Raw genomic sequence first — 14,763 nt, forward strand, 5'->3', positions numbered from 1 at the left:
TGCGGTGAGCCGGGTTCAGCCGACCGGCCCGAGCACCCGGTCGAGGTAGGGATTGGCGAAACGCCCCTTCGGGTCGAAGCGCCGCCGCACCTCGGCGAACCGATCCCAGTCGGGATAGCGGTCCCGCAGGGTCGCCGCGGTCTGGAAGTGGCGTTTGCCCCAGTGCGGGCGGCCCTGGTAGCGGTCGAACACCGCTTCGCAGGCGCGGAAGTACGGCTCGAAGTCCATGCCCCGGTATTGGTGCACCGCGATGTAGCAGGTGTCGCGGCCGCCCGCCGGGGACAGGAACGCGTCGTCGGGTGCGACCCACCGCACCTCGATGGGCATCGGGGTGTCGAAACGAGTGGTCAGTTCCTTGATCTCGCGGATCGCGTCGACGGAATGCGCGCGCGGGATGGCGTACTCCATCTCGGTGAAGCGGATCAGGCGGGGCGAGGCGAACACCCGGTAGGAGCGGTCCACCTGACGCCGGTAGCTACCCGCGTAGGCGGCGCTGCGCTGGATGAAGGGGACCAGGCGCGGTTGCGTGCGGCTCAGTCTGCACAGCGCGTCGAACAGGTGATTGGACATCAGGATGTCGGCGAACCAGTCCACCGCTTTGGGGCGCGGCTGCTCGGGTAGGGTCACGCGGTTGTTGCGCTTGGTCATGGCCACCGGACTGTGCGCGAACATGTAGAACTCGAAATGGTCGTTGCCGTCGACGAACGAATCCAGGTCCGCGAGCACCTCCTCCACCGGGATCGGCCGTTCGACGCCCTCCAGCACGAACGACGGCGCCATCCGCAGGGTCACGGCGGTGACGACACCCAGCGCTCCGATGCCGACCCGCGCCGCCCGCCAGCCGTCGGGATCGGTGTGCTCGTTCAGTTCCACCCGGGTGCCGTCCGCCTGCATCAGTTCCAGCGAATGCACCGCGGCGGAGAGGTTCTGCAAGGTGGCGCCGGTGCCGTGGGTGGCGGTGGCGATGGCGCCCGCGATGGTCTGCACATCGATGTCGCCCAGGTTCGGGAAGGCGAGGCCGTGCTCGTGCAGGGCGGTGCTGGCCGTGTTCAGGCTGATGCCCGCCTCCACCCGCACCAGGCCGCTCGCCCGGTCGACATCGAGGACGCGGTTCAGCTTCGCCAGGTTCAGCAGCGTGCCGTCGGTCAGGACGGCGTCGGTGAACGAATGACCGGTGCCTGCGACGCGCACGGTCCGGCCGGCGGCTTCGGCGTCGGCGAGCAGGCCGGCCACTTCCTCGACGGAGCGCGGCATGGCGATGATCGCGGGCGCGCACTGTTGGTCGCCAGCCCAGTTCACCCACGAATTGGTCATGTGACCAACTTTACGGGAGTGAACGTGACGCGCGCTACTTACCGTGCGATTTCGCTACCGCTTGCGCCAGCCGCAGGTCAGATGCTGTTTGGCGTGCTCGACCTCGGCGTCGGTCAGCGGGGGGACGTCGAGATGCCTGCGCGGCGTGCCGTCGCTCCGCAGGCCGTTCAACATGATGGCCATATAGCGCTGCCAGACATCGGGATTGACCGGCTTGGCGAACTCGGCGAGCCCGTCGACCATGTGCACGAGCGCGAAGAAGTCCGAGGGCTCGATGCCGTCGGCGAGCACGCCCGCGTCGCGCGCGCGAGCGCAGATGGCGGTCACGGTGGGCTTGATGCGATCGCGCACGACCGCGAACCGGTCGGTCTCGTCGTCCTCGAGTTCGAGCATGACCTCGCTGAAGCCTCGGTTGATGGCCATGTGTCTGCACGCGTACTCGAAGAATTCGACCAGCCCGAACCAGGGGTCGGGATGTCGGTAGGCGGCGTCGGCCGCGTCGGCGAAATCGTTCAGGTTCTGGTCGAAGACCTCGACGATCAGTTCCTTCTTGTTCGCGAAGCGGCGGTAGACCGTACCGACACCCACGCCCGCGCGTTCGGCCACGTCGTCGAGCGTGATCTCGAGTCCGTGGTCGGCGAACAATTCCCGCGCCGCGGCGATGATGCGCTGCTGGTTGCGTGCGGCATCGGCCCGCAGGCGCCGGGGTGGAGAGGCGACCGTGGCGTGATTCACACCGTCATTCTATCAACATCGGGGATTAACCGGAGGCCTTGTCTCCGTTATCGTGATAACTTCTTCAGATAAGCGGAGGGGTTACCTCCGGATCAAGCTTCGAGCCAAAGGGGACAGATGACTACCGCCATCGACCGTGGGGCCCCCGCCCCCGAGCAGACGGGAAGCGAGCGGCGCGGCTCGCATGCCCTGCGCTGGTGGGTGCTCGCCGTCCTCGGTGTCGCCCAGCTGATGGTCGTGCTCGACGCGACCGTGGTGAACATCGCGCTGCCCGCCGCGCAGGCGGATCTCGGCTTCAGCGACGGCGACCGCTCCTGGGTGGTCACCGGCTACGCGCTGGCGTTCGGCAGCCTGCTGCTGCTCGGCGGACGCCTCAGCGACCTGTTCGGCAGGCGCAACACCTTCATCATCGGCCTGGTCGGCTTCGCGGTCGCCTCCGCCATCGGTGGCGCGGCCACCAGCTTCGAGATGCTGGTCGCCGCCCGGGTCGGACAGGGTGTCTTCGGCGCGCTGCTGGCGCCCGCCGCTCTCTCGCTGCTCACGGTGACCTTCACCGAGCCGTCCGAGCGGGCGAAGGCGTTCGGCATCTTCGGCGCCGTCGCGGGCACCGGCGGCGCGATCGGGCTGCTGCTCGGCGGCGCGCTCACCGAATGGGCCTCGTGGCGCTGGGTGATGTTCGTCAACCTCGCCTTCGCGGCCGTCGCTCTGGTCGGCGCGGTGCTGCTGCTGGCCAAGCACGCGAGCACCGAGCGTCCCAAGCTCGACATCCCCGGCACGCTCGTGGTCACCGCCGGTCTGTTCGGCATCGTCTACGGGTTCTCGCACGCGGAGTCGGACGGGTGGACCAACGGCGTCACCCTCGCGTTCCTGCTCGGCGGCGCGGCGCTGATCGCGGTGTTCGCCTGGCTCGAGACCCGGGTCGCGCACCCGCTGCTTCCGATGCGGATCGTGCTCGACCGGATGCGCGGCACCTCCTACCTGACGGTGTTCGTCCTGGGCATCGGGATGTTCGCGATCTTCCTGTTCCTCACCTACTACATGCAGCTCACCCTGGGCTACTCGCCGATCATGACCGGCGTCGCGTTCCTGCCGATGGTCGCCGCCATGGTGGTCTCCTCGACCACCGCGCCGTCGCTGCTGCTGCCGAAGCTCGGCCCGAAGATCGTGGTCAGCGGCGGCTTCCTGATCGCGGCGGCGGGCATGGCCTGGCTGACCCGGATCGGCTTGGACACCGGCTACGCCAGCCACATCCTGCCCGCCCTGATCCTGCTCGGTCTCGGCCTCGGCGGCGCGATGTCGACCGCCTTCCAGGGCGCCACCTCGGGCGTGCAGCACGAGGACGCGGGTGTGGCCTCGGCCATGATCAACACCAGCCAGCAGGTCGGCGGCTCGATCGGCACGGCGTTGCTGAGCACGATCGCGGCGTCCGCGGCCACCGACTACCTGTCCACCCGCACGCCCGATCCGCTGTCCATCGCCCAGTCCGCGATCGAGAGCTACACCACCAGTTTCTGGTGGGCCACGGCGATCTTCGTGGCGGGCGGCATCCTCACCGCGGTGCTGATGCCGAGCACGGTGCCGGTGCCCGCCGAGGGAGAACCGGTACTCGCGCACTGATCCGGTTCGGTATCGGACGGCCGCCGCTCCCGCGACCTCGTCGCAGGGGCGGCGGCCGTCGTCGTCGAACCGCACGGCGCGCGATCCGCTTCGTCGGTGAGCGCGGCGAGATGCACGCGGCGTACCCCGGCCGAATCTGTGCTCCGCGATTGCCAATCGGCCGCTCCCGGCGTGCGAGTGCCGTGTCGAGGATGAACCTCTCCGTCCGCTGCCGCCGTCCGAATCAGGGTTGTCCGCGGTGCCGCTCGGCGTCGCGCGGACCCGCGCCGCCCGTCCGCCGCGCAAGCAAAGTGCTCCAGAATCACCGTTATCGGTGCAAAATACAAGGTGAGTAGATGCGGCGGGCTGTGCCGTGAGCGGTCCCTTTTCCGACCTGCGCGGTAAATATCATGCGATGCTTTGCGCATCGGAATCCGCGAGGGTTCCGGCCGCTCATGCGTGGGTAGCCAAGAGACTGCTGCGCACCCTTCTCGGCATCGGCGCACCCGGCGGTCGCACCACCCTCTCCACCCCACCCGCGGGGTTCGTAGACTCCTCGGACCGGGCGCGGCACTCCCCGCGCTCGGCCGCCTCGGGGAGTGGCGGTGGTGCGGCCGGGACGGCGGAGCCCGGCGGGCATGGCACGGTGGTTACCTGGTTCGGCTCGGCGATCGACGGGAACGGCACGACGGAAGGGGGCAGGCAATGAGTGGTTCGCAAACGGGCGCGGCCACGGCGGGACGATGGCGGCCCGCCGCACGGCTCACCGTGCTGCTCGACGAGGACGACAAGTGGCGGCACACGCCCCTGTATCACGAGATCGTGCGCCGGGCCAGAGATACCGGTCTGGCGGGGGCCAGCGTGTGGCGTGGCATCGAGGGCTACGGTGCGTCCTCGCACGTGCACACCACCCGGATCCTCGACGTCGCCGACCACCTTCCGTTATTGCTGATGCTGGTCGACGAGCCGGGTCGCCTGCGCGCCTTCGTCGAGCGGAATGCCGAGCTGTTCGCTTCGGTCAACGTCACCTTGGTACCGGTGGACCAGTGGCAGGAAGGTGAGCGATGACCAGACGCGGCAGGCCCGCCGGATCCGCCGTAGCCCCTGTGGCCACAGCGGGTTTCACCTCGCCGCCGCTGTCACACGCGGCGGCCGTTACCATTGTCGGTTCGGCGCGGCTCGGCGATCTGAGCGGCGCGTCGGCGGGCCATCGGCCGCTCGCCGCCGCGGAAGCAGGCTTCCGCACCGTGCCGAGCACGTTCAACATGTACGGCTACGAGAGGTTCCGGCGGGTGGCCGACGTGAACGACGTGGCCGTGGGGTCGGCGGTGGTCGGGCGGTCGTGGACATGATCCTCATGACGAGCCGGGCGCAGCCGATACGGAAGGGAGACCCGAGCATGGCCCACGATCGAGCCGGGCGTTCCGCACGTCCTACCGATCTGGAAGACATCGCGCACCTGGTGACGGCGTACTACAGCCGTGTTCCGGACGCGGCGGATCCGGCCCAGCGGGTGGCGTTCGGAACGTCGGGACATCGCGGCTCCAGCCTGGACGGCGCCTTCAACGAGGCGCACATCCTGGCGATCACGCAGTCGATCGTGGAGTACCGCGCCACCCGGGGCATCACCGGCCCGGTCTATCTCGCCAGGGATACCCACGCCTTGTCCGAGCCCGCCTGGACCACCGCGCTCGAGGTGCTCGCCGCCAACGACGTCACCGCGGTGATCGATGCGCGCGATCGCTACACCCCTACGCCCGCGCTGAGTCACGCTGTGCTGCGCCACAATCGGGGCGGCGCCAAGCATCAGGCCGACGGCATCGTGGTCACCCCCTCGCACAACCCGCCTCGCGACGGCGGCTTCAAATACAACCCGCCGCACGGCGGCCCGGCGGACAACACGGCCACCGACGCCATCGCCGCGCGCGCGAACGAGCTGCTGCGCGACGGGCTCACCGGGGTCAAGCGCACCACGTTGCAGCGCGCGCTGGCCGACGGCGTGGAACGCTACGACTACCTCGACAATTACATCGACGACCTGCCCAACGTGCTGAATCTGGACGCGATCCGCGGCGCGGGCATCCGGCTCGGCGCCGACCCGATGGGCGGCGCCAGCGTCGACTACTGGGAGGAGATCGGCCAGCGCTACGATCTCGAGCTCGAGGTGGTCAATCCGTTCGTGGATCCCACCTGGCGGTTCATGACCCTCGACAGCGACGGCAAGATCCGGATGGACCCGTCCTCCCGCTACGCGATGGCCTCGCTGATCGGGATCAAGGACGACTACGACATCTCCACCGGCAACGACGCCGATGCCGACCGGCACGGCATCGTCACGCCCGACGGCGGGTTGATGAATCCGAACCACTTCCTCGCGGTGGCCATCGAATACCTGGTCGCCAACCGGATGGGGTGGGATGCGCTGACCAAGATCGGCAAGACCGCGGTGACCTCGTCGATGATCGACCGGGTCGTCTCCGTGCTCGGGCGCGACGTGCACGAGGTGCCCGTCGGATTCAAGTTCTTCGTTCCCGGATTGTTCAGCGGCAGCCTGGCATTCGGCGGGGAGGAGAGCGCGGGCGCGTCGTTCCTGCGGATGGACGGCACGGTCTGGACCACCGACAAGGACGGCATCCTGCTCGCGCTGCTGGCCGGCGAGATCGCCGCGGTCACCGGCCAGAGCCCGTCGGCGCGCTACGTCGAACTCGAACGCCGCTACGGCAGCCCCGCCTACGCGCGGATCGACGCACCCGCCACCGTGGAACAGAAAGAGCTGCTCGCGAAGTTGACTCCGGACATGATCACGACGAAGGAGATCGCCGGGGAGCCCGTCACCGCCGTGCTCACCAGGGCGCGGGGCAACGGCGCGCCACTGGGCGGCCTGAAGGTGACCACCGAGAACGCGTGGTTCGCCGCGCGCCCCTCCGGCACCGAGGACAAGTACAAGATCTACGCGGAGTCGTTCCACGGACCCGAGCACCTCGCCGAGGTGCAGACGGCCGCGGAGGAATTGGTGGGGCAGGCGCTGTCCGGTGACCGGTAGATCCAAGCCCCTGCCCAGCGAGATCTGGGTGCTGGTCGGGGGCGCGTTCGTCATCGCCATCGGGTTCGGCCTGGTGGCCCCGGTGCTGCCGCAGTTCGCGCGCGGATTCGGCGTCGGCGTGGCGGCCGCCTCGGCCATCGTCTCCGCGTTCGCGCTGATGCGGTTGCTGTTCGCACCCGTGAGCGGGCGGCTGGTGCAGCGGCTGGGGGAGCGCTCGGTCTACCTCGGCGGGCTGCTGATCGTCGCGGCGTCCACCGGCGCGAGCGCCCTGGCCCAGAGCTATTGGCAGCTGATGGTGCTGCGATCGCTCGGCGGCATCGGCTCGACCATGTTCACCGTGTCGTCGCTGGCGCTGGTCATCCGGATGTCGCCGCCCGAACAGCGCGGCCGGGTCTCGGGACTGTGGTCGACCAGCTTCCTGGTCGGCTCGGTGAGCGGGCCGCTGGTGGGCGGCGGGTTGTCCGGGCTCGGGCTGCGCTGGCCGTTCGTCATCTACGCTGTCGCGTTGTTCGTCGTCAGCGTCGTGGTGTACTTCAGCCTGCGCAATTCGGAGTTGGCCGCGCCGGAGCCGGTCGGCGGCGCCCGCATGATGTCCTTCCGCGAGGGCTGGGCGCGGCCGGAGTACCGGGCGGTGCTGCTGTCGAACTTCGCCAACGGAGCCGCCGTGTTCGGTGTCCGGATGGCTCTGGTGCCGCTGCTCGTCGTCGAGGTGTTGCACCAAGCGCCGGGTATGGCCGGAGTCGCGTTGACGGTGTTCGCCGCGGGCAACGCCACGGTGCTGTTCGCCGCGGGGCGGCTGTCCGATCGGTGGGGACGGAAACCGTTCGTGATCAGCGGCTCGCTGGTGTGCGCGGTCGGCACGGCGGGGCTCGGCGTGGCCACCGACCTTCCCTGGCTGCTCGCCACCTCGTTCCTGGCGGGGGTCGGTTCCGGCATGTTCACCCCCACCCAGCAGGCGGCCGTCGCCGACATCATCGGCCCCAAGGCGCGCGGCGGGCCGGTGCTGGCCGGTTTCCAGATGGCCGCCGACCTCGGCACCGTCATCGGGCCGGTCGCCGTCGGAGCCCTGGCCCAGCAGGTGTCCTACGGTCTCGCGCTCGGCGTGACCGGCGCCCTGCTCGCGGTTGCGGCGCTCGTCTGGACGGTCGTGCCCGAGCCGCTGCGGCGGGGAGTTCCCGCTCACCCGGAGATGCCGTCCGAACGCTCCGCAGGAGCGGACGACGCCGAGGGTCGATCGGCGCGGATCGACCGTGCGCTGAACGAAGTGTCCGGCGCGCCCGTCGCCGACAGTCCGGTGCCCGTGGTGGCCGAGACTATGAGGGTTCCGGGAGAGGGTTCGGCGGATCCGCAAATCGTGGTTGACCGGCGGGAGTCGGTGACGGATGGTGTCCCGACGGTGGCGGAGTCCGACGGACCGGCGGGCTGTCCCCCGGCCGGCGATCGCCACGGTGCGGCATCCGACGCCAGACCGGTGCGGACCGCGCCGGGCACCGCGGTCGTCGACTCGAACGAGGCTGAGTATCCGCCGGGACGCCCGATGTCTCGCGGCAAACGTCGGCGACCGGAGCGGCGTGCCCGTCGCAAGCGCTGAGCACTGTAGTCCGGACGGGCGGTGCTACGGGCCGGGTGCCGCCGGGGCGTAGCGCGAGGTAATCAGCGGCGGGGTCCGTCCGCGCGTCGCGGAGCCCGCGGACAGAACCGTTGGGTGGCCCGGGCGGGGGACTTGCCCGTGGGCTCCGATCAGTGTGCGCGCGGCCGTCGGATCGGTGGCCCGGCGGCGGGAACGGCGGTTCGTTGCGGCAAAGTGTCAATGTGAGCGAATCGCGTTCGAACTACACTCCACGGCCGATGTCCAGTGCGACCACCTACGCGCTCGGTGCGGTCGCTCTCGTGCTGATCGTGCTCATCGTCATCGCGGCGATCCGCTGGGGGCGCGACGACGCGACTGTCCGCAACGACGGCTACGGTTCGGTGCGGGACCCTGCGGTGCACTCGATGCTCGAGCAGAACGGTTCGATCCTGCTCGGCCGCCCGGACGCGAAGAAGACCATCGACATCTTCGAGGACCCGCTGTGCCCCGGCTGCGGCAGCCTGGAGCGCATCTACGGCCAAGAGATCGCGCAGCAGATCGATGCGGGCGCGCTGGCCGTGCGCTATCGCCTGGTGAACTTCCTCGACGGCCGCTCCCGGAGCAAGGACTACTCGACGCGCGCCGTCGCCGCGAACCAGTGTGTGGCCGAAGCGGGTTCGGGGCCGGTCTACTCCAAGTTCCACACCGAACTGTTCACCACGAAGCGTCCCAGCGAAGGCGGCGCCGACCTGAGCAACGAGGAACTCGCCGCGATCGCGGGCGACGCCGGAGCCGCCGAGCCCGTGCGGCAATGCATCGCGACCGGTGCCAAGCTCGACTCCGCGCGCAGCACCGCGATGGCGCAGACCGCGGCCCTCGGCGAAGCGCTGGGCGGCTCCGCGGCCACCCCCGCGGTGTTCGACGGCACGAGGAAGGTCGACACCAACGACGAGAACTGGGTGGTTTCGCTCGCCGGTTGAGCAGGGTTGAAGGCGCTGAGCGCGGGTGTATAGCGGACATCCGCCGAGCGGGGGTCCATCACCGGAAGCCGACTCGGCGATGTAGTCCGGCTCCCCGCGACCCGGACGTTTCCCGGCGACGGAAGGGCCGGAACGCCGGCTCCACCAAACCGGCGCCCCGGCCCACTCGACGGCACGACCCGACATCCCCAGCCCCCGAGATCGCCGCTCGCCGAGTTTTCAGTTGGCCTGGGGCCGGGCAGCGGCTCCACCTGCCGCTGCCCGGCCCGCGCACTCGACAGCGCGATCCGGCCCCCTGTCCCTAGACCGCACCTCGAGGTGTCTCACATCCGCTCCGACTCCCGTCAGGGAGCCGGACACTCGAAACGAACAAACCAGCAACCCCATCTGCTCTGGCCGTTCCGAGTGCCCGACCGGCTATCGCCCTACGCCCTGGTCGAAACTCGATTCGAACACATGTTCGATACTAAGCCCATTGGTCCCCCTCTGTCACCCCCCGAATCGAGGCGATTTGGTCGCCGACATACCGTTGGTGTAACTTCATTCAAGCGCGGCCGGGAAGCCGGAGCGCAACCAACCAGGGGCTATGGCGCAGCTGGTAGCGCACCACACTGGCAGTGTGGGGGTCAGGGGTTCGAGTCCCCTTAGCTCCACTTTTCTTCTCGAAGGCTCGTGCTCACCAAGAGCATGAGCCTTTCTCGTTTTCACGGTGTTCGCGGGTGTGATTCCGCCGTGTGCTTTCCCGGCGGATCTGGGTAACCGGTCGATGTTCTGTGACCGGCCCCGTGCCGCAGCACCCGTTGGAGAAGCATCATGACTGACACGAATCTCTCGCACGCCTCGTCCACCGCGGGTCGGATCGCCCAGAACGGCGTGTTCGCGCGGTTCGCCCGCGCGGGCTACGTCATGTCGGGCCTTGTTCATCTGCTGATCGGCTACATCGCCATCAGACTCGCGCTCGGGGGCGGGGGCAGTGCCGATCAGTCGGGGGCGATGGCCGAACTGGCCGACAAACCGGGTGGGGTGGTCACCCTGTGGATCGGCGTGGTCGCGTTCGTGCTGATGGCGCTGTGGCGGCTGGCGGAGGCGGTCTTCGGCAAAGCGTCCGAGCCGGGCTCCGGCAGCTTGAAGTCCGAGGCGTTCGACCGGGTCAAGGCGCTCTCGCTGTCGGTGGTCTACCTCGCGTTCGCGATCACCGCTTTCCGCTTCGCGCAGGGCAGCGGACAGTCCAGCAGCAGCCAGAGCGTCGGGCTCACCGCGCGTCTGATGCAGCACACGGCGGGAACCGTCGCGCTGGTCGTGGGCGGGCTGATCATCATCGGCGTGGGCGGCTACCACGTGTACAAGGGAGCGAGCCGGAACTTCCTCGAGGACCTCCGCGGGACCCAGAGCGCCTTCGTGCGGCGGCTCGGCACCGTGGGATACATCGCGAAGGGACTCGCCGTCGCCGCCGTCGGGTTGCTGGTCATCCTCGCCGCGACGAAAGACGATCCGAACAAGTCCGCCGGGCTGGACGGAGCGTTGAAGACGCTCGGCGCGCAACCCTTCGGCGTGGCCCTGCTCCTCATCGCCGGGTTGGGCATCATCACCTACGGGCTCTACAGCTTCGTCATGGCTCGCAGCGCCAAGATGTAGGGCCGGTCAGCGCACCGCGGTCAGCAGCCGGGGCTGCCGCCACAGGTTGTCGAGTTCCTCGGGGAGGTCCGGGACCGATCGCCCGTAGGACGCGGCCAGCTCGCTCGGACTGAAGCAGCGCACCGACCAGCCGTGGCCGGACAGCCACTGCGCTGGATCGGCCCGTTCGTCGTCGTAGAACAGTTCGGCCGGGTCGATGTCCCCGAACGGGTTGTAGCGGTCGAAATACTTCGTCTCGATGCTCGCGAAGCGCTTGACGTCGACGCCCGTAACGAAGCTCTCCACGGCGAGGTGGCTGCCGGGTGCGGACAGCTCGTCGATGTGCTCGAACAATCTGTCCTGCGCCGCGCCGGGCAGATAGGGCAGCAGCCCCTCGGCCGACCATGCGGTGGGCTCATCGGGGTGGAAGCCCGTGCCGCGCAGGGCGGCCGGCCAGTCCTCGCGCAGGTCCACCGGCACCGTGCGCCGCCGGGCCTTCGGTCGTGCGCCGTTCTCGGTGAGAACCTTCTCCTTGAACTCCAGGACCTTGGGCTGATCGATCTCGAACACCGTGGTCGCCGGCGGCCAGTCGAGACGATGCGCTCGCGCGTCCAATCCCGCCGCTACGATCACTGCTTGCCGAACGCCGTCCGCGACGGCCGACAGGAAGAACTCGTCGAAGAACTTGGTGCGAAAGCCCATGAACCCGGGGACCAGCGGCGTGTCCGCGAGCGGGGAGGGATCGGCCAGCAGCCCGGTGAAATGCGGATGACCTGCGGCCGCCACGAACAGCGGCGCGTAATCGTCCTGGATCAAGGGATCGGGTGAGGCCGCCTCCAGCGCACGGAACGTCGCCACACCCAACGCGGTGAGCCCGACGCTACTGACGATGTCCCAGACGTCTCCATCGGTTCGCATACCGCACCCACTTCCCGTCAGCCCACCACGGCGGTCTCGTGTTCCATGACTTCGCTGGCCGCGCGTTCGCCGGAGCGGATGGCCCCGTCGATCCAGCCGCACATCACCGCGGAACTCTCCGTGCCCGCCCAGTGGATGCGTCCGCACGGCTCGCGCAGCGCATGGCCGAATTGCGTGAGCACGCCGGTCGGCGCGTGGCTGAGCATCCCGCCGCCGGAGTACCGCTCGGCGCTCCAGTTCTGCTCGATGTAGTCGACGGGGGAGCCCGCCTTGCGGCCGAACCGCTCGACGAGTGCGCCGAGTACCGCGCTTCTCCGTTCGGTTTCATCGAGTCGGCCCACCTGTCGTGCGATGGGCCCCTCGATGATCACGCACAGCACCCCGGGGCGTCCGGTGTCCGTGCACGCGTCGATGGTGACCGTGGCGGGCGAGCCCGGGGCGACCGACTGTCCCGACAGGCCGTCGTCGCGCCAGAACGGTTCGTCGTACACGGCGGAGACCTTGATGATCGAGCCGCTCGGCATGCGCTGATGCAGGAACGATCGGTCTACCGGCAACATCGGCCGGTAGGAGATCTGACCTGCGATCGCGAGGGGGACCGCCACGATCGCCCGGCGCGCGCGCACCGTCAGATCGGTCGCGCGGACCATGACTCCCTCGTCGTCCTGATGGATGCAGCGCACCGGCTGCGACAGGTGGATCGAATCGCCGAGTTCGGCCGCCATCGGCCGGTAGATCGCGCCCATGCCACCGACCGGCCGCGCGTCCTGCGCCGCGTCTTTGACACCGAGGACGAAGCTCGGCCCGCCGCCCGACGCCATCTGGTACAGCACGAAAAGCAACGACACCTCCGAGGCCGCCGACGTGTAGCAGCCGGCTATGGCCGTCTCGAGCAGATCGTGCGCGGGCTTGGACAGCACATTGCCTTCCAGCCAGTGCGCCAAGCTGACCTGATCCCACTTGTCGGCCTTCTTCGCCGACCACGGCGCTTCCAGGGGAACCGACTTGCACATATGCCCCAGCTCGAGGAATACCGCCCCGAGGTTCATCGCCGCCCATGGACTCATGGTCCACGGGATGGTGCCGGTGTACCGGTGCTGCTTGCCGTCGACGACCATCATCGCCTCGCCGTCGGTGTACTGCTTGTAGCTCGGTACCCCGTACTCGGTCATCAGCGCCCGGACGCGGTCTTGACCCGGCCCGATCCAGGCGCCGCCGAGATCGATCCACGACCCGTCGTCGCGCACTCGGGTGAACGTGCGCCCCCCGAGCCGGTCGCGCGCTTCCAGCAGGGCCACCGATCGGCCCGTTTGTTTCAGCCGCAGCGCGGCCGTCAGTCCCGCGAATCCCCCGCCGATTACGCAAAAGTCGACGTCTGTCATGGCGTGCCGTCCTCGTGTCGCAGTAGCGCGCACGGCCGCCGTGTCACCTGCGCTCGACCGGAGCTCTCAGCACAGCGGGTGCATTCGCCTTCGATCAGGTCTACGCGTCGAATCTCGGGCAATTCTATAGCAAATTGCACTGGCCGGTCATCTCTCGCCATTTGCCGTACGGACGCTCGGCAAGCTGCCTACGCTTCGGATCTTGTTGTCCGACCGCCTGGAGCCCTTTCGATGACGATGTCCCCGTCCTCCGCGCACAGCCACGCGCCGCATGGTTCGCCGATCGATACCGACGGCCCGCGGATCCCTTTGTACTCCGCCGAATTCGCCGCGGACCCGCACGCTGCCTATCGCGAGATGCGGGCGCGGTACGGCTCGCTCGCGCCGGTGGAACTGGCGCCGGATGTACCGGCGACCTTGGTGATCGGCTATCACGCCGCCGTGCGGATCGTGAACGACCCGGAGCACTTTCCGGCCGACCCCCGCGCGTGGCAGCAGGACATCGCCGCAGACTGCCCGGTGCTGCCGATGATGCAGTGGCGGCCCAACGCGTTGCGGAACGCCGGGGCCGAGCATGCCCGCTACCGGCAGGCCAACGTCGCGGGGCTGGAGAAGATCGATCTGTACGGCTTGCGCGACACGGTCGCGCAACTGGCGACGCCGCTGATCAACTCGTTCTGCGCGGACGGGTCCGCGGATGTGGTGCGCCAGTACGCGTTTCCGCTTTCCTTCGCGGTGCTGAACGCCATGCTGGGTTGCCCGGCCGAGATCGCCCAGCGCGCCGCCACCGGCATGGCCGCGATCTTCGAGGGTGTCGAGGCCGAGCGCGGGAACAAGATGCTCATCGATTCGCTGGGGGAGCTGACCCTGCTGAAACGGGCCGAACCCGGGGACGACATCACCACGCGCATGCTCCGGCACCCGGCCGGGTTGAGCGACACCGAAATGGTGCACCAGCTGGGCACGCTGTACGGCGCAGGCATCGAGCCCCAGCAGAATCTGATCGTCAACACGCTGCTGCTGATCCTCACCGACGAGCGGTTCGGCGGCAGTGTGCTCGGCGGCAGCCTGTCCACCCGGGACGCCCTGGACGAGGTGCTGTTCAACGATCCGCCGATGGCGAACTTCTGCTTCAGCTTCCCGAAGCAGCCGATCCTCATCGACGACGTCTGGCTGCCCGCTCATCAACCGGTGGTGATCAGCATCGCCGCCTGCAACACCGATCCCGCGATCCGCGCCGGACAATTCGCGGGCAATCGTGCCCATCTCGCGTTCGGCGGGGGTCCGCACGCGTGTCCGGCGAATTCGCTGGCCTATTTGATCGCCCAGGACGCGATCGATCAACTGCTCGACGCCCTGCCGGAGATCCGTCTCGCGGTAGAGCCCGGTGAACTGACCTGGCGGCCGGGCCCGTTCCACCGAGCGCTGACCGCTCTGCCGATCGTCTTCCCGGAGTCTGCGCCGTTGCCGCTGCTGTGAGCCGTGGGCAACCACCGGACGCGGCGAGCGCGAGGTGTTTCATTCGCTCGAACTTGTAAGTTAGGCTCGCCGAACTTATCATCTCTGTGCATGAAGGTTCGGCTCCGCCGCGTGCTCGCTCGGTCTCCGCGT

Annotated in this window: 11 protein-coding genes, 1 tRNA gene and 1 pseudogene; 9 read left to right on the forward strand and 4 right to left on the reverse strand. The window is 68.8% G+C overall.

Annotation, left to right across the window (positions count from 1 at the left end; genetic code table 11):
* Positions 1 to 15: 15 nt before the first annotated feature.
* Positions 16 to 1,314: a D-arabinono-1,4-lactone oxidase gene (locus NG1_RS08405; protein WP_062969479.1), complete on the reverse strand. Its 1,299-nt coding sequence runs from the start codon at positions 1,312 to 1,314 to the stop codon at positions 16 to 18.
* A 54-nt stretch (positions 1,315 to 1,368) separates the two neighbouring features.
* Positions 1,369 to 2,049: a TetR/AcrR family transcriptional regulator gene (locus NG1_RS08410; RefSeq protein ID WP_062969480.1), complete on the reverse strand. Its 681-nt coding sequence runs from the start codon at positions 2,047 to 2,049 to the stop codon at positions 1,369 to 1,371.
* Between the two features lie 117 nt (positions 2,050 to 2,166).
* Here NG1_RS08410 and NG1_RS08415 point away from each other — a divergent pair, with 117 nt between their 5' ends.
* The 8 genes and pseudogenes from NG1_RS08415 (at position 2,167) to NG1_RS08450 (ending at position 10,873) form a co-directional block, all read left to right on the forward strand.
* Positions 2,167 to 3,666: an MFS transporter gene (locus NG1_RS08415; RefSeq protein WP_062969481.1), complete on the forward strand. Its 1,500-nt coding sequence runs from the start codon at positions 2,167 to 2,169 to the stop codon at positions 3,664 to 3,666.
* A gap of 684 nt (positions 3,667 to 4,350) precedes the next feature.
* Positions 4,351 to 4,713, forward strand: coding sequence for a DUF190 domain-containing protein (locus NG1_RS08420; protein WP_062969482.1), 363 nt, complete (start codon positions 4,351 to 4,353; stop codon positions 4,711 to 4,713).
* Positions 4,710 to 4,997 carry a hypothetical protein gene (locus NG1_RS08425; protein ID WP_157113929.1) on the forward strand — a complete coding sequence of 96 codons (288 nt, stop codon included), beginning with the start codon at positions 4,710 to 4,712 and terminating at the stop codon, positions 4,995 to 4,997. The genes NG1_RS08420 and NG1_RS08425 overlap by 4 nt, the downstream gene beginning before the upstream one ends.
* A 47-nt stretch (positions 4,998 to 5,044) precedes the next feature.
* Complete coding sequence (gene pgm / locus NG1_RS08430) at positions 5,045 to 6,688, forward strand: phosphoglucomutase (alpha-D-glucose-1,6-bisphosphate-dependent) (RefSeq protein WP_062969484.1); 1,644 nt, start codon at positions 5,045 to 5,047, stop codon at positions 6,686 to 6,688.
* Positions 6,678 to 7,907, forward strand: a pseudogene (locus tag NG1_RS08435) (MFS transporter); the annotation flags it as partial. The gene pgm and the pseudogene NG1_RS08435, both read left to right, overlap by 11 nt.
* A gap of 629 nt (positions 7,908 to 8,536) precedes the next feature.
* Positions 8,537 to 9,238 (forward strand): DsbA family protein, encoded by a 702-nt coding sequence (locus NG1_RS08440; RefSeq protein WP_062969485.1) that lies wholly within the window; start codon positions 8,537 to 8,539, stop codon positions 9,236 to 9,238.
* Positions 9,239 to 9,818: 580 nt separating this feature from the next.
* Positions 9,819 to 9,891: transfer RNA gene (locus tag NG1_RS08445), tRNA-Ala, on the forward strand.
* Between the two features lie 160 nt (positions 9,892 to 10,051).
* Positions 10,052 to 10,873 (forward strand): DUF1206 domain-containing protein, encoded by an 822-nt coding sequence (locus NG1_RS08450; protein WP_062969486.1) that lies wholly within the window; start codon positions 10,052 to 10,054, stop codon positions 10,871 to 10,873.
* Positions 10,874 to 10,879: 6 nt separating this feature from the next.
* Here the strand turns inward: NG1_RS08450 and NG1_RS08455 are convergent, their stop codons facing one another.
* A complete protein-coding gene (locus tag NG1_RS08455; protein WP_062969487.1) occupies positions 10,880 to 11,770 on the reverse strand; it encodes a class I SAM-dependent methyltransferase in 891 nt (296 codons plus the stop codon).
* A gap of 17 nt (positions 11,771 to 11,787) precedes the next feature.
* On the reverse strand, positions 11,788 to 13,152 hold the full coding sequence (locus NG1_RS08460) for a flavin monoamine oxidase family protein (RefSeq protein ID WP_062969488.1): 1,365 nt from the start codon (positions 13,150 to 13,152) through the stop codon (positions 11,788 to 11,790).
* Positions 13,153 to 13,383: 231 nt separating this feature from the next.
* Between NG1_RS08460 and NG1_RS08465 the strand changes: the two genes are divergently transcribed.
* A complete protein-coding gene (locus NG1_RS08465; protein ID WP_062969489.1) occupies positions 13,384 to 14,631 on the forward strand; it encodes a cytochrome P450 in 1,248 nt (415 codons plus the stop codon).
* Positions 14,632 to 14,763: the final 132 nt, after the last annotated feature.

Source organism: Nocardia gamkensis NBRC 108242, assembly GCF_001612985.1.
GTDB lineage: Bacteria > Actinomycetota > Actinomycetes > Mycobacteriales > Mycobacteriaceae > Nocardia > Nocardia gamkensis.

Bases quoted from the DNA above. Each gene is read 5' to 3' on its own strand.
- NG1_RS08420 (WP_062969482.1), top strand. From the start codon at position 4,351: ATGAGTGGTTCGCAAACGGGCGCGGCCACGGCGGGACGATGGCGGCCC.
- NG1_RS08425 (WP_157113929.1), top strand. From the start codon at position 4,710: ATGACCAGACGCGGCAGGCCCGCCGGATCCGCCGTAGCCCCTGTGGCC.
- NG1_RS08450 (WP_062969486.1), top strand. From the start codon at position 10,052: ATGACTGACACGAATCTCTCGCACGCCTCGTCCACCGCGGGTCGGATC.
- NG1_RS08415 (WP_062969481.1), top strand. From the start codon at position 2,167: ATGACTACCGCCATCGACCGTGGGGCCCCCGCCCCCGAGCAGACGGGA.
- pgm (WP_062969484.1), top strand. From the start codon at position 5,045: ATGGCCCACGATCGAGCCGGGCGTTCCGCACGTCCTACCGATCTGGAA.
- NG1_RS08440 (WP_062969485.1), top strand. From the start codon at position 8,537: ATGTCCAGTGCGACCACCTACGCGCTCGGTGCGGTCGCTCTCGTGCTG.
- NG1_RS08465 (WP_062969489.1), top strand. From the start codon at position 13,384: ATGACGATGTCCCCGTCCTCCGCGCACAGCCACGCGCCGCATGGTTCG.
- NG1_RS08460 (WP_062969488.1), bottom strand. From the start codon at position 13,152: ATGACAGACGTCGACTTTTGCGTAATCGGCGGGGGATTCGCGGGACTG.
- NG1_RS08405 (WP_062969479.1), bottom strand. From the start codon at position 1,314: ATGACCAATTCGTGGGTGAACTGGGCTGGCGACCAACAGTGCGCGCCC.
- NG1_RS08455 (WP_062969487.1), bottom strand. From the start codon at position 11,770: ATGCGAACCGATGGAGACGTCTGGGACATCGTCAGTAGCGTCGGGCTC.